Genomic DNA, 16,402 nt, shown 5'->3' with positions numbered 1-16,402 from the left:
TCAGTCGGTGCGGGATTTTCATCGCCTGCTTCGAACAGCGACGATCCCAGCCCCTTCTTCCGGCTCAAGGGCGGCCTCCGAGTGCAAGACCACGCTGCCCACTCAGAAGGGGCTGGGCTTTGACATGGATCAAGGCGGCGACAACGCGACTGCTGAATTGGTGTCTATGCGGATTGGCGTCCGCGCATCGGAATCCGAGGTCGGGGATAGCTCATGAAGTTCGGCACGCAAATCTTCGTTTTGAGCCTTTTCACATTTGCAGCCCTGGTGGCCGCGGGCTTCGGCGTGGACCAGCCCTTTCGACAGCATATGTGGGTGCTGTTTTTTGTGTTGCTTGGTTTTGTCGCCATCCTCATCCGCAACACGAATTTCGAGGTGGCCGCTCCGATTGACCCATCCGCTTACATGGATGGTCCAATCCGCTACGGCGCCATCGCCACCATGTTCTGGGGTGTCGTCGGCATGCTTGTCGGCGTGGTCATCGCGCTGCAGCTTGCCTACCCCGATCTCAACATCCAGCCCTGGTTCAACTTCGGCCGTTTGCGGCCGCTGCATACGTCCGGAGTGGTCTTCGCATTCGGCGGCAACGCATTGCTTTGCACGTCATTGTACGTCGTGCAACGCACCTGTCGCGCGCGCCTGTTCGGCGGCGATCTCGCCTGGTTCGTGTTCTGGGGTTACCAGCTTTTCATTGTCATGGCCGCGACCGGCTATCTGCTCGGCATCACCGAGAGCCGGGAATACGCCGAACCCGAATGGTACGTGGACATCTGGCTGACCATCGTCTGGGTCGCCTATCTCATCTTGTTCCTCGGCACGATCTTCAAGCGCAAGGAACCGCACATCTACGTCGCCAACTGGTTTTACCTCTCCTTCATCGTGACCATCGCGATGCTGCATGTGATCAACAACCTGTCGATGCCGGCCTCGTTCCTGGGCTCAAAGAGTTACTCCGCCTTTTCCGGGGTCCAGGACGCCCTGACGCAATGGTGGTATGGCCACAACGCCGTCGGCTTCTTCCTCACTGCCGGCTTCCTCGGCATGATGTATTACTTCGTGCCCAAGCAGGCGAACCGGCCGGTCTATTCCTATCGGCTGTCGATCATCCATTTCTGGGCGATCATCTTTCTCTACATCTGGGCCGGGCCGCATCACCTGCACTACACCGCCCTGCCCGATTGGGCGCAGACGCTCGGCATGGTGTTCTCGATCATGCTGTGGATGCCGTCATGGGGTGGCATGATCAACGGCCTGATGACGCTGTCCGGCGCCTGGGACAAGCTGCGCACAGACCCCATCATCCGTATGATGGTGATGGCCATCGCCTTCTACGGCATGTCGACCTTCGAAGGTCCGATGATGTCGATCAAGACGGTCAACTCGCTGTCGCATTACACCGACTGGACCATTGGCCACGTGCACTCCGGTGCGCTCGGCTGGGTCGGCATGATCTCGTTCGGCGCAATCTACTTCATGGTGCCGAAGCTCTGGAACCGTGAGCGGCTCTACTCGCTGAGGCTCGTCACCTGGCACTTCTGGCTGGCGACCCTGGGGATCGTCGTCTACGCCGCCGTCATGTGGGTTTCCGGCGTCATGCAGGGCCTGATGTGGCGTGAATACGACGAGCAGGGTTTCCTGGTCTATTCCTTCGCCGAAACCGTGGCCGCCATGCATCCCTACTATCTCATGCGCGCCATTGGCGGGGCAATGTATCTCTCCGGCGCCCTGATCATGGCCTGGAACATCGCCATGACCATCCTCGGATACCAGCGCGAGGAGGAGCCGATGCCCGGCTCTGTTCCCGCCCTTCAGCCTGCCGAATAAGGAGCCAGACAATGGGCTTGATGGACAGACACGCACTCATCGAGAAGAACGCCACGCTTCTTCTCGTTGGCTCTCTTCTTGTGGTGACCGTCGGCGGCATCGTCGAGATCGCACCGCTCTTCTATCTCGACAACACGATCGAGAAGGTGGAAGGCATGCGCCCCTATTCGCCGCTCGAACTTGTCGGGCGCAACATCTATGTGCGCGAGGGCTGCTACCTCTGCCACAGCCAGATGATCAGGCCGTTCCGCGACGAAGTCGAGCGCTACGGTCACTACAGCCTGGCTGCCGAGTCGATGTACGATCATCCTTTCCAGTGGGGATCGAAGCGTACCGGGCCGGACCTCGCCAGAGTTGGCGACCGCTACTCGAATCTGTGGCATGTCGAGCATCTCACGGATCCGCGTTCGGTGGTGCCGGAATCGATCATGCCGAGCTACGCGTTCCTCAAAGACACGCCGATCGAGGTGGAGGACTTCTCGACGCATCTGGTTGCCAACAGGCGTGTCGGTGTCCCCTACAGCGATGACATGATCGCCCGCGCCAATGCCGACCTGATGGCGCAAGCCGATCCCAACGCCGACACGTCCGGCCTCGAAGCCCGCTACCCCAAAGCCAAGATCGGCGACTTCGACGGCAACCCGCAACAGGTCACCGAAATGGATGCCCTTGTCGCTTATCTCCAGATGCTCGGCACGCTGGTCGATTTCAAGAACTACGACGAAGCCGCGGGCTATCGCTGAGGGAGTTCTACCCATGGATTACAATTTGATGCGAGAGTTTGCCGACAGCTGGGGCCTGGTCGCCATGGCGCTTTTCTTTGTCGGCGCGACTGCCTTCGCGCTCCGCCCCGGCAGCCGCAAGCTGGCCGACGAAGCTGCCCGGATTCCCCTTGAGGACGAGTGATCATGAGCGACGAGCATATCGATGAAATCTCCGGCGTCTCGACCACCGGCCACGAATGGGATGGCATCCGGGAACTGAACAACCCGCTTCCCAGATGGTGGGTCATCACGTTTTACATCACCATTGTCTGGGCCATCGGCTACACCATCGCCTATCCGGCATGGCCCCTGCTGCACTCGGCGACGAAGGGTTTGCTCGGCTATTCCAGCCGCAACGAAGTCAGGAACGAGCTGACTGCGGCTGAAGCCGCCAAGGGCAAATACATCTCGGCGGTGGCGTCCAAGAGCGTCTCGGAGATCGCCGCGGACGATGGCCTGCGCGAATTCGCAATCGCGGCCGGTGGTGCCGCCTTCAAGGTCAATTGCGTACAATGCCATGGCTCCGGCGCCCAAGGTTCCAAGGGCTTTCCCAATCTCAACGACGACGACTGGCTGTGGGGCGGCAAGGCCGAGCAGATCCAGCAGACGATTACGCACGGCATCCGCTTCGCGTCCGATCCGGACACGCGCCTGTCGGAAATGCCTGCCTTTGGCGACATCATAACCGCTGACCAGATCGCTCAGGTCGGCACCTATGTCGCCAGCCTGTCGGGAAAGGTCCAGCATGCCGGCCTCGTCGAGCCCGGCGCCAAGGTCTTTGCTGAAAATTGCGTGGCCTGTCATGGCGACAATGCAAAGGGCAACAAGGAGCTGGGCGCCCCCGATCTGACCGATGCGATCTGGCTCTATGGATCCGGTGAGACAGCCATCGCCACCCAGGTCCGTGCGCCAAAACAGGGCGTCATGCCAGCCTGGGGCGCACGCCTGGGCGAGACCAAGGTCAAGGAGCTCGCCGTCTACATCCATTCGCTTGGTGGTGGGGAATAGGAAGCGGGGACCTGTTCCCGGCCCTTCGCCAGCCAAGCGACGAGGCCCGGCCATGCCGGGCCTCGACCTGTATTCGGCACCGGCAATTGACTTGCATCAACGCGCCTGCCCCCGCCCCGCGCCAAGACTTGCCTACGCTGGCAGCCTGGGCATGGGCAGATTGTCGCCTGCGCGAGTGGAGATGCATGTGCTGGACAATACGCAGGTAGAGCGGCTCGAAGCCGAAGCGGTCAATTCCGCCAAGGTGCGCCAGCCGATGTATGCCGCGCGCAAGAAGATATTCCCGAAACGGGCAACAGGGAACTTTCGTCGGTTCAAGTGGCTGGTGATGGCGATCACACTCGGTATCTACTACCTGACACCGTGGTTGCGATGGGACCGCGGCCCGTTCGCCCCGGACCAGGCCGTGCTGCTCGATCTCGCCAACCGGCGCTTCTACTTCTTCTTCATCGAGATCTGGCCGCAGGAATTCTACTATGTGGCCGGCCTTCTGATCATGGCCGGCGTCGGTCTTTTCCTGATCACGTCGACTATCGGTCGCGCCTGGTGCGGCTATACATGTCCGCAGACTGTATGGGTCGATCTGTTTCTGGTCGTCGAGCGCGCCATCGAGGGTGATCGCAACGCACGCATGAAACTCGATGCCGGCCCATGGACCGCCCGCAAGCTTGCGCTGCGGGCATCGAAACACGCCATCTGGCTGGGCATAGGGGCGGCGACGGGCGGCGCCTGGATCTTCTATTTTGCCGATGCGCCGACGCTGGTTGGCGAACTCTTCACCGGCACCGCGGCACCCGTTGCCTACATCACCGTCGCCGTGCTGACGGCCACGACCTATACGTTCGGCGGGCTGATGCGCGAACAGGTCTGCACCTACATGTGTCCATGGCCACGCATCCAGGCGGCCATGCTCGACGAAAGTTCGCTCACCGTCACCTACAATGACTGGCGCGGCGAACCGCGTTCGCGTCATGCCAAGAAGGTGCAAGCCGCGGGACAGTCGGTCGGCGACTGCGTCGACTGCAATGCCTGTGTCGCGGTCTGCCCGATGGGGATCGACATTCGCGACGGCCAGCAGCTCGAATGCATCACCTGCGCGCTTTGCATCGACGCCTGCGACGGCGTCATGGGCAAGCTCGGCAGGGAACGCGGACTGATTTCCTACGCAACGCTCTCCGATTACAACGCCAACATGATGCTGGCGACCGCGGGCGGCTCCAGTTCAGTCAACCCGTCGCTGGTCAGGACCGCTGATGGCCTGTTCTCCGACAAGGTGGCGCATTTCCATGTCAGCAAGATCTTCCGGCCACGCACCTACGTCTACATGGGTCTGTGGTCGCTAATCGGCCTGGGTCTGCTCTATTCGCTGCTGACGCGCGACAGGCTCCAAGTCAATGTGCTGCACGACCGCAATCCGCAATTCGTAACGTTGTCCGACGGCTCCATCCGCAACGGCTACACCGTCAAACTGCTCAACATGATCCCCGAGCCGCGGATCATTGTTGTCACCATGCAGGGCTTGCAAGGAGGCGAAATGAGCGTGGTCGGAGACGACATCAAGGCGGGCCGCTCCTTTGCCATCCCGGTCGAGCCCGATCGCCTGAAAATGCTGAAGGTCTTCGTGCGCCAGCCGGCCGACCAAATCCGTGGCGCAGCGCAAACCTTCACGTTCCGTGTCGAGGACAAGTCGAGCTTCGAGGCGGACGAATACACCGCCACCTTCAACGCGCCGGAGATCGCCAGATGACCGCTAACGCTGAAAAAACCCGCGAATTCACCGGCAGGCACATGCTGTTCACCATCCTTGCCTTCTTCGGCGTGGTCATCGCGGTCAATCTGACGATGGCCACGCTCGCCAACACCAGTTGGACCGGCCTTGTCGTCGAGAACACCTATGTGGCGAGCCAGCAATTCAACAAGAAGGCCGAGGAGGGTCGCGCGCAAGCAGCCCTTGGCTGGACCGGCAGGCTGACCATCGCATGGGGCGAAGTTCGCTATGGCCTCACCGACGCCGCCGGCAAGCCGGTTCCCTTGCATGGCGTCAAGGTGCTGTTTCGCCATCCCGCCTACGAGAAAGAGGACAAGTCGGTCATCCTCGCGCCCGACTCGGACCAGGAATTCGCAGCCCAGCACATGCCGAAGGACGGCGTCTGGATTGTGGAAGTCGACGCCGACGCCGGTCTGGAAAAGCCGTATCGCGACGTCCGCAGGATCATGATTTCCAATGGAGCGCTGCAATGAGTTGTTGTGCACCGGGCGCCGAAATGGCGCTTGATCTGGTCAGCACCGGATCGGTCCTGCCGTCCAGCCAGGAGATCAGGCTGGCGAGCCGATCGCTCGGCGATGATCTCCGCCAGACCGATCTTTCAGTCCCCACGGTTCATTGCGCGGCCTGCATCGAGGCGATCGAGACGGCATTGGGAATGCTCGATCAAGTGGAGAGCACTCGGGTCAACCTGTCGACGAAGCGGGTCGCGGTCCGCTGGCGTGGAAACCAGGTGCCACCGTTCGTCGCCGCGCTGGGACGGCTAGGCTACGAGGCGCATCTGTTCGACCCCGAGGTCGACAACAAGGACAAAACGCTTTCGGAGCTGATCCGCGCCGTTGCTGTCGCCGGCTTTGCGGCGGGCAACATCATGCTGCTTTCAGTGTCGGTCTGGTCTGGCGCCGAAGGCGCAACGCGGGACCTGTTTCATTGGCTCTCGGCGCTGATCGCGATCCCGGCACTTGCCTTCGCGGGCGGCATCTTCTTCCGCTCGGCCTGGAACGCGCTGCGTCACGGCCGCATGAACATGGACGTGCCGATCGCGGTCGGGGTGTCCCTCGCCTACGCCATGAGCCTCTACGAGACGATCAACCATGGCGACCACGCCTATTTCGATGCGTCGGTGTCGCTGCTGTTCTTCCTGTTGATCGGCCGCACGTTGGATCACGTGATGCGCGAACGTGCCCGGACCGCCGTGAAAGGCCTGTCCCAGTTGGCCGTACGTGGCGCCATGGTGCTGCGCGGCGACGGCGCACGCGACTATCTGCCGGTTGGCGAGATCGAACCCGGCATGCTGCTGTTGATCGCAGCCGGTGAAAGGATACCCGTCGACGGCAAGGTCTCTCGAGGGACGTCGGACCTGGACTGTTCGCTTGTCTCGGGCGAGAGCACGCCCCGAAGCGTAGCGCCAGGCGAAGCCGTACAGGCTGGAGTCCTCAACCTGACCGGCCCGCTGACGATTGAGGCGACAGCCGCCGCGAAAGATTCGTTTCTGGCGGAAATGGTTCGGCTCATGGAAGCCGCTGAGGGCGGTCGCGCGCATTATCGCCGGATCGCCGATCGCGTTTCAGCGCTCTATGCTCCGGTGGTTCATCTCACCGCCTTCGTGACTTTCCTTGGCTGGATGGCGGCGACGGGCGACTGGCACCGGGCGACAACCATCGCCATTGCCGTTCTGATCATCACCTGCCCGTGCGCGCTCGGCCTCGCCGTGCCGATCGTGCAGGTGGTCGCCGCGCGGCGCCTGTTCGAGAACGGCATCATGGTCAAGGACGGTTCGGCCATGGAGCGCCTGGCGACGATTGATACAGCAGTGTTCGACAAGACCGGGACCCTCACGCTCGGCCAGCCCCGGCTGGTCAATGCGGGCTCGATGGATCCGGGCATGCTGGCAGTCGCGGGAGACATGGCCGCGCATTCCCGCCATCCGTTTTCAAGGGCCATAGCCGGCTTTGCCGCTCCTGGCGCGCGGCACAAATTCGATACCGTGACCGAGCATCCAGGGTTTGGCATCGAAGCCACCGACGCCGGAAGCACTTGGCGGCTAGGTCGACGCGGATGGGCTGGATGGAAGGCCCGGACCGGTGGTGAAGGCAAACATGGCTATGGCGGAACGGTGCTGACAAAAGACGGGCTCATTGTCGCGACCTTCAATTTCGAGGATGCGCTGCGCGCCGACGCCGGCTTGGCGATCAAGCTATTGAGCGACGCCGGGGTGTCGGTGCAGATGCTGTCGGGCGATACTGCGGGTGCCTGCGGTGAAGCCGCCGAGATGCTGGGTATCGAGGACTTCGTTCCGTGCCTGTTGCCATCCGGCAAGGTCGAGCGCATCGAGACCCTGGCGAAAGACGGACACAAGGTTCTGATGGTTGGTGACGGCCTCAACGACACGCCTGCACTGAGCGCGGCGCATGTCTCGATCGCACCGGCCACCGCCGCCGACATTGGCCGCTATGCGGCCGACTTCGTATTCCTGCGCGAAAGCCTTCTGGCTGTGCCTCTCGCGCTGGATGTCTCGCGCAAGGCGGGACACCTGATCCGCCAGAACATCGCGATTGCGATCGTCTACAATGCCGTCGCCGTGCCGATCGCCATCCTGGGCCACGTCACGCCTCTTATCGCAGCGATCGCCATGTCCGCTTCATCGCTGCTCGTGATCGGAAATGCGCTGCGTCTGCAGAGTTCCAGGCCAAGTTCGCCGGTGAAAAATGTTCGGCGCGACAGGCGTTCCGATATCACCAAATTGGCCTAATCCTCATGACAACCCTTGCCTACCTCATACCTGTGGCCCTCTTTCTTGGCGCGCTTGGCCTGGGGGGGTTCCTGTGGGCTTTGAAGAGTGGCCAGTACGAAGATCTCGACGGCGCCGCCGAGCGGATCCTTATCGATCGGGAAGACAAGATCGGCAGATAGCGAAGTGCTGGCAAAATAACCGGACCACGACCGTCTCCACCTTGACTATGACGCGCCAGATCGGTGTCCGAGAATCTTAGGTCTCCAAAATGAACTCCACCAATTTGCGCCAGCGCAAAGAAACGCTGCGTCAGGTCAGCTAGGTTCTGCTCATCCGCAACGGTTGAGAGATAGGAGACTGACATGATCACGCGACGTGAAGCTCTGTTCGGGGCAGCGATCGGCGCTGCCGCCGTGGCAGCACTACCTGCATTTTCGGCACCTGTGACAAAGGCGGACATTCGAGGGCTCGCCCGCGAAAAGATCAAGCTCGTGGCACCGCCGTTCGTCCATCCGCACGATCAGGTTGCCAAGGGTGGACCCAAGATCGTCGAGTTCACCATCACGATCGAGGAAAAGCCTCTTGTCATCGACGCCGACGGCACGACGCTCAATGCGATGACCTACAACGGCTCGATCCCCGGCCCGCTGATGGTCGTTCATCAGGACGACTATCTCGAGCTGACGCTCATCAATCCCGACACCAACTCACTCGCCCACAACATCGACTTCCACGCCGCGACTGGCGCTCTGGGTGGTGGCGGTCTCACGCTGATCAATCCCGGCGAACAGGTGACCTTGCGCTTCAAGGCGACGCGGACGGGAACGTTCGTCTACCACTGCGCACCTGGTGGCGCGATGATCCCTTGGCATGTCGTCTCCGGCATGAGCGGCGCAATCATGGTGTTGCCGCGCGATGGGCTCAGGAACGACAAGGGCGAGCCGGCCAGATACGACAAGATCTTCTACATCGGCGAGAACGACTTCTATATTCCGCGCGACGAGAAGGGCAATTTCAAGAGCTACGAATCTGCCGGCGACGGTTACGATGACATCGTCAAGGTCATGCGCGGGCTGATCCCGACGCATGTCTTGTTCAACGGCAAGGTAGGTTCCCTGACCGGCGACAACGCCATGAAGGCGAAAGTCGGCGAGACCGTGTTGATCGTCCATTCACAGGCCAACCGCGATACCCGGCCGCATCTGATAGGCGGTCACGGCGACTATGTCTGGGAACAGGGCAAATTCGCCAACCCGCCGGCCAAGGACCTGGAAACCTGGTTCATCCGTGGCGGCTCGGCGGGCTCGGCGCTGTATACGTTCCTGCAGCCAGGTGTCTACGCCTACGTGAATCACAATCTGATTGAGGCCGTGGAACTCGGAGCGACCGCTCACTTCATGGTCGAAGGCGAGTGGGATGCCGACCTGATGACGCAGGTCGAGGCGCCCAAACCCATAGCCACCAACTGACGGCACTCGAAAATGCCCGGACGGCGCCGCTGTCCGGGCAAGGACAAAAGCCATGTCTCTTTTCATCCTGAAGGTCCTGCCGGTCGCCCTGGCCGCCGCTGCTGTTCCGGTAGGGCTCTCGCTAGAGGCGGTCTTTGGAGATCGACAATCCCACCCCATCGCTATGACGGTTGTCTTGCTTTCCGGTTCGATCATCTATCCGACTCCGGGCGAGTTCCTGAAAGAGGGACGCCCGCAAGGCAACCCCCGCCTCGAGCGGCAACTCGACAGACCTCTCGAAATCATGGCCTACCAGGTCGGCGCGGCCGACTATGCGGACTGCGTGTCGGCTGGCGGCTGTCAGCCAGCTCAGGAGACGCGCGCGATCCCAAGCAAAGCTCCCGTCACCGGAGTAAGCTATCTCGATGCGAATGCCTACGCCCGGTGGTATTCGGAAGTGACCGGCGACCAATGGCGACTGCCATCCGACGAAGAGTGGGCCTTTGCCGCTGCTGAGCGGTTCGCAGGCGAATTCGAGGGTGTCGAAAACGACGCCACCAACCCCGCCAGACGATGGCTCACCAGCTACAAGGCCGAGGTGGACCTCAATCGCAAACCGGACCCGATGCCCAAGAGCCGTGGCTCGTTTGGTTTCAATTCCCTGGGCCTTGCCGACTTTTCTGGCAACGTCTGGGAGTGGACTTCGACCTGCTATGTCCGCACCACGTTGGCTGCGGATGGAAGCGGTGTTGCGAGTTCGGTCGACAATTGCGGTGTCCACGTCCTTGAAGGGCTTCACAGAGCCTACATGTCGAACTTCGTCAGTGACGGAAAAAGCGGAGGCTGTGCCGTCGGTACGCCTCCCGACAATCTGGGATTCAGGCTGGTGCGAGACCGCTCTGGCTGGGCGAGCGATCTGCTCTCTCACCTGAGAATAATCTGACCGTCAGCGCCGTCGGATCTTAGTATCGGCGGCGGCTACAAACGTGACGGACCCGCTTATCGACCGGGCGACAGCATCCGCTTCAGTGTGCCATCGCGAAGCCAGTACTGGTGGAACAGTGCCGCCACGGCATGGACCGAAATCAGGACGACAAACACTGGCTTGTTGAGGGAATGGATGTCGCCCCATGGGTCGCCAATGTAGAAAGCGAGCAGTCCCACAATGGGCGTTAAAAGCAAGAGCAGATAGAAAAGGCCGTGTGAACCACGTGCGGCGATCCGCATCCAGCCAGGTCCGCTTTCTGCAGGCTCAGGCGCACCGGAAACTACACGCATTAGCAACCGGATCAGCACGAGTGCCAGGGTCGAAATTCCTATCCAGTAATGGGCAGAGCCCAATGCCTGATCGGCTGACGAGACGGCGGCTCCATCTTCGGCAGCATCGACCACGGTTGTCATGCTCTCGCCAAAGAACAGTTGGAATAACACCAGCGCAGCTATGATCCAATGAAGCGCAATCTGGGAAGTTGAGTAGCCAATTCTGGTTTCCGTCATTTGATTTTTCCTGACGTTTAACAGCTGCGTGATCGCGATACTGAATAGCCAGGGAACATCGACATAATTTGGCTCGAATCCTCCCGGAATTGTGGCTGCAACCTTACGCATTTGTAAGGCGATGGGGACGTCGAACAGCCGTCCGCGGCCCTCGCCTCGTGGAGGCACCGGCCACGTCCCTCGTCCGGATTATAGTTTTAGCCTCACAGTTGTCTGAGCTTGTGGGGCAGCGTCACATCATCCCCTCAGATCGCTACTTGGCCTTCGGCGTCGTCAAGGCCACGCCGTAGGCTAGGAGAAAGCCAGCAAAGGCCAGAACCCATGCAACGCCGGCGACATTGACGATCGCGTCCTTAGGGAGAAAAACCGCAAGGATTCGTGACAAGGCAGCGATCAGGATCGCCGCGAAGACAACAATGGTTTGCAGTCCGGCCCGTAGTTGCCGGCCGGTATGGCCAAGCGTGGCGCGGGCCATCACTGCGACCGTCATTGACCCGACGGCGCCGACGCCGAACGCATGCAGCCCGGCAGCGACCGGTACGATTGCGGGCAAAAGGATCGACGCCGAAACCAACGCAAAACCGACGGGCACGAAAGCATATGCAAGGTGGAGGATGAGCACGAGCGGATCCCGCAATGTGCGTTCGCCAGCCCAGCGCGACAGACGCCACACCTGGCAGATTGCAGCGACGGCCATAAGCATTCCTGAGACGCGGTTGTGGGGGGCGAACGTCCACGCTCCCAGCGCGATAGCTGAGATGGCTATCGATGCGATGTCAAAACGGCCGAACGGTGCAGGCAGCTTGCCAGGATTTTCCCGGGCGAGCCAGTTGCGTGTGAAGCTCGGAATGATACGCCCACCGATCAGCGAGATGAGTACGATCCCCGCAGCCATACCGAGCCTGCGGCTGATGTCGGATGTGCCTTGAAGGTGCGCCTCGATATGGAACATGCCGTTGGCGCACGCCATCACGACAAGCGGCAGCAGCACCTTGAGGTTGCGCCAGTTGCGTCCGGCGATGATTTCGCGGGCGGCGGCGGCAGCCACCACAAACAGAAATGAGCCATCGATCACCGCGGCTGCTTGCCAGCCGATGTCGGTCGAGAAGTAGACAGCGGCGCGCCCGGCAAGCCACAGGACGACCAGCGCCAGCAGTGGCAAGCCTTGTACGGGCAGCCGGCCAGTCCAATTGGGGATGGCGGTCAGCAGGAACCCGGTAACGATCGCCGGCAGATAGCCGAACAGCATCTCGTGAATGTGCCAGTCGACGGCAACGAACGCACTGTGGGCATCGACTTCGCCGGCATATATCGGCAGCCAAAGCAGAATGGAGAGCGCGGCATACAGCGACCCGAGGAAGAAGAAGGGCCTGAATCCGTAGGAAAGAAATGCGGGTCCTGTGTAGGCCCGCAGGCGTGGAATCCCCATGATTTGCGTCTCCAAATGAACAGGGCCGGATGAACCGCCGCCCTCGGTCCGTCCGGCCCTCGCCTGCCCTCATGCGGCAGGCATGGCTGTATCGATTGCCGATCAGTTGACCGGAACCTGGGTGAACAGGTCGGCGAACACCGTCTTTGCCTTCCCGGGATGCTTGACCGCCTTGGCGGCATCGAGATTGACCGGCTTTCCGACAACGATCAGGGCGACCATGCCCATGCCGTAGTGAGGCGCGCATTTGACGCCGTAAACGCCCTCCTTTGTCAGCGTAACGGTGATTTCCTCGCTGGGCTTTCCCTTGAAGGGCTCGGCGCCGTCTGGAAGCATGCCTTTGATTGACTCGGCATCATGGCTCTTGTCGGTCGGCACGAACTTGACGGTGTCGCCAGGGGCTGCCTTGACGAAGGCCGGCTGGAAAACCATGGCGCCCTTTTCGCCCTTGTTGAGCATCTGCACCATATGCTCTTCGGCGCTTGCGCCGCCGGCGAGCGCCAGGATAGAGACTGCGGCGGCGAGGATGGAGAGTTTCATCGATTTGTCCTTTGTTTCGTCTTCGCGGCATTGCGCCGTTCCATGCCATTTAGCCTGACGCGGCTGGGAACAATTTGCGCTGGCGCAAACTCAGGATAAGAAAGGTCTTCCGCACGACTGATGCGGAACCGTAGGGCCGTGAGGAATCGCTTGGCTGCGCTGGACCGATCGCTGATTTCGCGACTGCCGCTCTTCCAGGGTCTGACGCCCGACGAGCAGAGCGAGATCCTGCGGGATGCGCGGTCGTCTCGCTATGCCAAGGAGACTGCGATCTTCGAGCAGGAAGCCGAGGCTCATTCCTTCTTCGTGCTGATCGCCGGGCATATCCGTGTCGTTCGCACCACACCGGACGGACAACAGGTCATCGCCAGATACATCAGCGAAGGCGAGATTTTTGGCGTCGCCGCGGCACTTGGCCGAACGACCTACCCAGCCAGCGCAATTGCGGCGGTGGACTGCGTGGTGCTCGCCTGGCCAAACGCTCTGTGGCCGGACCTGGCGGGATGCTTCCCAGTGTTTGGGGCGGCCACATACAGGACGGTTGGAACCAGGCTGCAGGAGACGCAGACGCGGGTCGTGGAGATGTCCACCGAGCAGGTGGAGCAGCGGGTTGCGCATGCGCTTCTGCGACTGGCAAACCAGACCGGCCGAAAGACCGACAGCGGCATCGAAATCGATTTCCCGATTTCCAGGCAGGACATTGCCGAGATGACGGGAACGACGCTGCACACCGTCAGCCGCTTGCTCAGCAAGTGGGAAGACAATGGGATAATCGTCAGCGGACGCCAGAAGGTCACCGTGAAGGATGCGCACCGCCTTGTAGTTCGGGCCGAGAACCGGGACAAGCGCTGATCTCATTCTCTGCGGCGGACAGTCGCTTCCAGGTCGGCGATGAAACGGCTTTCATCGACGTGGTGTTCAAGGCACGCTTCAGCCACGGTATGGAATGTGCCGATCGGGCAGCCGACGCACAGCATCTTGTATCTCAGCACCACAGCCACCGTTGCCGGCCATTTCCTCATGATTTCGTCAACGACCATGTCGGGGTCAATCGAACTGGGTTGCTTCACGATGAAGTCTCCGCGATTTGCGAAGCCTCTTCATAAATCGCGTTCGGACCGCTCTCGTTGCGCTTTCGCAATCTGAAAATGATTCAGATCAAGACACGGCGCGCGCGACCTCGATAAGCAATGGGATAAAGTATCTGAGGAGGTTGGCATGCAAGCCAAAACCATAATGACCACACCGGTCGTTGCAATTGATCCGTCTGCGTCGATCGCCGATGCAGCCGGATTGATGCTCTCCAGCAAGATCAGCGGGCTTCCCGTCATTCGCCGTGACGGCGCGCTGGTGGGCATTATCAGCGAGGGTGATCTCCTGCGCCGTGAAGAGCTGGGCACTCAGCGCAAGCGCCCACGCTGGCTGGAGTTTCTTGTTAGCCCGGGACGAGTTGCCGAAGAATATGTCCTCGCCAACGGACGACGGATCGAAGAGGTGATGACCGACAGCGTCGTCACGGCATCCCCCAATGCATCGCTTGCCGAGGTCGTCGAGTTGATGACGCATCACCGCATCAAACGCGTCCCGATCGTCGACGGCGATAAAGTTGTCGGAATGATTGCCCGTTCCGATCTTCTTCGTGCGTTACTTGACATGCAGCCAGCCTCAACCCCGATGGCCATTGACAACGAACAGATACGCCAGAGCATCGTCGCGGAGCTTGCAGCGCAGAAATGGGCTCGAAATGAGCTGATCAATGTCACTGTCGACAAAGGGATCGTAAAACTGAACGGCGCCATCTTCGACGAGCGCGAGCGCCGGGCAGCAATCGTCGCGGCCGAAAATGCAGCCGGCGTTAAAGGCGTTGAGGACAATCTGTTTTGCGCCGAGCCGTTGTCCGTCATCCTGGTCTCGTAGCCAAGGGCTAGCACCACCATTTCCCGGGGCGAAATGTGTGCTTGGCCGCCCGACGTTCTAACGCTGTCCGGCCACATGTTGTAGCCGTGCGATCAGGTCGCGGTTGCGGCAATAGTCTGGCGGAGCATCGGCTTGCTCGTTTTGGTCGAGCCAAGTCGAGCATTCGTCCTGATGGCCGCAGGATCGGCAGCGGTTGACCGCACGATCGGTGACGGCTGCATGGTCCGCCACCACTTTCAACTGCCTGTCGACACCCAGCTTGCGCATCATGCGACCCATCAACGCGACCCTGGCGTCGACTGAAATCAGGTAGTCGAGAAAGCTCATCTTGGTCACTCCTGCCCCTTATGAGACTCATAGCCATGCAGGCAGCCGACGACTTGATCTCGATCAACCGACGGAGCCGTCGCCGGGCCAAGGCGGCGAAAGGGGTAGAGTGAAGTTCCTGGACCCCACCGCGTACTCGGCTGCTGGGGCGTCCACCCATCAATACGACATGAAGCGGTTGATGCCGCTTTCCTCAATCAGCGAGCGGGTTATCCCGCCGAACGCCCATTCCCGCAGACGGCTGTGCCCATAGGCACCCGAGACGATCAGGTCCGCATGGATCGACCGCGCAAATGTCAGCAACCTGTCGCCGTCTGGGTCGCCGGCGATCAGCTCAGTTCCTGCCATGATGCCGTGATGTTCGAGAAAGACCGCGACGTCGGCAAGGCTGTCGCGGATACTCTTGTCGCGGTCGGTATCCATTGTGGCAATAACGACTTCGTTGGCCGTGGCCAGAAGGGGCAACGCATCTGCTATCGCCCGCCGCGCTTCCCTGGTGTCCTTCCAGGCAACAAGAACGGTTTTTGCCATGACAGGCTCGACATTGCTCGCGGCAACCAGGACTAGCCGCCCAATACCAAGTACCAGACTGCCGACGTCCACTGCACGGAAGACATTTCCCCCCTTCTCGCTGCCGGTGACAATAAGATCGGCGGATCGAGCCGAAATGCTCAGGAAACGGGTTGGGCTGCAAACAGCTTGGCCCCATTCGCTAAAGATCGATGCAGGAAGCAGCCTCTCGAACTCGGCGCGTAATTCGGCAAGCCGCTTTTCGATTTCGGTGTGCTGGATCTGCATGACCTCGCCTTCGTAGACCATACCGTCGCCGGTCGCGACCAAGGGCGGAACATCCGCAGCCGCCAGACCGATGAGACGGGCGCCAAACCGTTCCGCGAGCTCGATCCCCAGCTTTACAATAGGTGCGGGAGGCGCATCGATGGCGAGGTTGACGATGATCGACTTGTAAGACATTGCGGGCGCCTTTCGCTGAACGATGGAATGCGGGATGAATTGCATTCGACAGCGTCCAATGCCTTGATGCGCATCAAAGGCCGGCAACTGCAGCATCTGCGTTCGAAAACCTCGGCTCGATCCGTTTTGCGTGTGCGGCGAGAAGTGATAGTTAGCCCCGGTAGCACCGTCGAACCC

18 protein-coding genes are annotated in these 16,402 nt (G+C 60.8%); 12 read left to right on the top strand and 6 right to left on the bottom strand.

Annotated elements, in window-relative coordinates; all coding sequences use genetic code 11:
- Window positions 1–213 precede the first annotated feature (213 nt).
- The 10 genes from ccoN to RPF88_RS32960 all read left to right on the top strand — a co-directional run bounded on the left by ccoN (window position 214) and on the right by RPF88_RS32960 (window position 10,486).
- Complete coding sequence (gene ccoN, locus RPF88_RS33005) at window positions 214–1,824, top strand: cytochrome-c oxidase, cbb3-type subunit I (protein WP_013525002.1); 1,611 nt, start codon at window positions 214–216, stop codon at window positions 1,822–1,824.
- Window positions 1,825–1,835: 11 nt separating this feature from the next.
- Entirely contained in the window at window positions 1,836–2,567 is a 732-nt protein-coding gene (gene ccoO, locus RPF88_RS33000) for a cytochrome-c oxidase, cbb3-type subunit II (RefSeq protein WP_013525001.1), read from the top strand.
- A gap of 13 nt (window positions 2,568–2,580) precedes the next feature.
- Window positions 2,581–2,730 (top strand): CcoQ/FixQ family Cbb3-type cytochrome c oxidase assembly chaperone, encoded by a 150-nt coding sequence (locus RPF88_RS32995; protein WP_013525000.1) that lies wholly within the window; start codon window positions 2,581–2,583, stop codon window positions 2,728–2,730.
- Window positions 2,731–2,732: 2 nt separating this feature from the next.
- Window positions 2,733–3,596, top strand: coding sequence for a cytochrome-c oxidase, cbb3-type subunit III (gene ccoP / locus RPF88_RS32990; RefSeq protein WP_013524999.1), 864 nt, complete (start codon window positions 2,733–2,735; stop codon window positions 3,594–3,596).
- A gap of 181 nt (window positions 3,597–3,777) precedes the next feature.
- Window positions 3,778–5,343, top strand: a complete 1,566-nt coding sequence (gene ccoG, locus RPF88_RS32985) for a cytochrome c oxidase accessory protein CcoG (RefSeq protein WP_013524998.1) — start codon at window positions 3,778–3,780, stop codon at window positions 5,341–5,343.
- Window positions 5,340–5,837: a FixH family protein gene (locus RPF88_RS32980; protein ID WP_337123969.1), complete on the top strand. Its 498-nt coding sequence runs from the start codon at window positions 5,340–5,342 to the stop codon at window positions 5,835–5,837. Before ccoG ends, RPF88_RS32980 begins: the two co-directional genes overlap by 4 nt.
- The gene (locus tag RPF88_RS32975; RefSeq protein WP_337123968.1) at window positions 5,834–8,113 is read left to right on the top strand and encodes a cation-translocating P-type ATPase; all 2,280 of its coding nucleotides are present in this window, start codon (window positions 5,834–5,836) and stop codon (window positions 8,111–8,113) included. The genes RPF88_RS32980 and RPF88_RS32975 overlap by 4 nt, the downstream gene beginning before the upstream one ends.
- A gap of 5 nt (window positions 8,114–8,118) precedes the next feature.
- Window positions 8,119–8,274 carry a cbb3-type cytochrome oxidase assembly protein CcoS gene (ccoS, locus tag RPF88_RS32970; protein ID WP_013524995.1) on the top strand — a complete coding sequence of 52 codons (156 nt, stop codon included), beginning with the start codon at window positions 8,119–8,121 and terminating at the stop codon, window positions 8,272–8,274.
- Between the two features lie 183 nt (window positions 8,275–8,457).
- Window positions 8,458–9,564: a copper-containing nitrite reductase gene (gene nirK, locus RPF88_RS32965; RefSeq protein ID WP_013524994.1), complete on the top strand. Its 1,107-nt coding sequence runs from the start codon at window positions 8,458–8,460 to the stop codon at window positions 9,562–9,564.
- 52 nt (window positions 9,565–9,616) lie between these two features.
- The gene (locus RPF88_RS32960; protein ID WP_013524993.1) at window positions 9,617–10,486 is read left to right on the top strand and encodes an SUMF1/EgtB/PvdO family nonheme iron enzyme; all 870 of its coding nucleotides are present in this window, start codon (window positions 9,617–9,619) and stop codon (window positions 10,484–10,486) included.
- Window positions 10,487–10,542: 56 nt separating this feature from the next.
- Here RPF88_RS32960 and RPF88_RS32955 read toward each other — a convergent pair whose 3' ends face one another.
- The 3 genes from RPF88_RS32955 to RPF88_RS32945 form a co-directional block, all read right to left on the bottom strand.
- A complete protein-coding gene (locus tag RPF88_RS32955; protein ID WP_024505308.1) occupies window positions 10,543–11,040 on the bottom strand; it encodes a cytochrome b in 498 nt (165 codons plus the stop codon).
- A gap of 253 nt (window positions 11,041–11,293) precedes the next feature.
- Window positions 11,294–12,469 (bottom strand): NnrS family protein, encoded by a 1,176-nt coding sequence (locus tag RPF88_RS32950; protein ID WP_013525384.1) that lies wholly within the window; start codon window positions 12,467–12,469, stop codon window positions 11,294–11,296.
- Between the two features lie 102 nt (window positions 12,470–12,571).
- The gene (locus RPF88_RS32945) at window positions 12,572–13,009 is read right to left on the bottom strand and encodes a pseudoazurin (RefSeq protein WP_013525383.1); all 438 of its coding nucleotides are present in this window, start codon (window positions 13,007–13,009) and stop codon (window positions 12,572–12,574) included.
- A gap of 150 nt (window positions 13,010–13,159) precedes the next feature.
- Here RPF88_RS32945 and RPF88_RS32940 point away from each other — a divergent pair, with 150 nt between their 5' ends.
- Window positions 13,160–13,861, top strand: a complete 702-nt coding sequence (locus tag RPF88_RS32940; protein ID WP_013525382.1) for a Crp/Fnr family transcriptional regulator — start codon at window positions 13,160–13,162, stop codon at window positions 13,859–13,861.
- A gap of 2 nt (window positions 13,862–13,863) precedes the next feature.
- Here RPF88_RS32940 and RPF88_RS32935 read toward each other — a convergent pair whose 3' ends face one another.
- Window positions 13,864–14,079, bottom strand: a complete 216-nt coding sequence (locus tag RPF88_RS32935; protein WP_013525381.1) for a DUF1858 domain-containing protein — start codon at window positions 14,077–14,079, stop codon at window positions 13,864–13,866.
- Between the two features lie 148 nt (window positions 14,080–14,227).
- On the opposite strand from RPF88_RS32935, the gene RPF88_RS32930 reads away from it, so the two are divergent.
- The gene (locus RPF88_RS32930) at window positions 14,228–14,926 is read left to right on the top strand and encodes a CBS domain-containing protein (protein WP_013525380.1); all 699 of its coding nucleotides are present in this window, start codon (window positions 14,228–14,230) and stop codon (window positions 14,924–14,926) included.
- A 57-nt stretch (window positions 14,927–14,983) separates the two neighbouring features.
- Here the strand turns inward: RPF88_RS32930 and RPF88_RS32925 are convergent, their stop codons facing one another.
- On the bottom strand, window positions 14,984–15,253 hold the full coding sequence (locus RPF88_RS32925) for a DUF6455 family protein (protein ID WP_013525379.1): 270 nt from the start codon (window positions 15,251–15,253) through the stop codon (window positions 14,984–14,986).
- Between the two features lie 159 nt (window positions 15,254–15,412).
- Window positions 15,413–16,225, bottom strand: a complete 813-nt coding sequence (locus RPF88_RS32920) for a universal stress protein (protein ID WP_337124089.1) — start codon at window positions 16,223–16,225, stop codon at window positions 15,413–15,415.
- Between the last annotated feature and the right edge of the window lie 177 nt (window positions 16,226–16,402).

The organism is Mesorhizobium sp. ISC11, from assembly GCF_037162595.1.
Lineage (GTDB): Bacteria > Pseudomonadota > Alphaproteobacteria > Rhizobiales > Rhizobiaceae > Mesorhizobium > Mesorhizobium ciceri.
The sequence above is the reverse complement of the archived record's forward strand: the minus strand, read 5'-3'. Positions and strand labels throughout refer to the sequence as shown.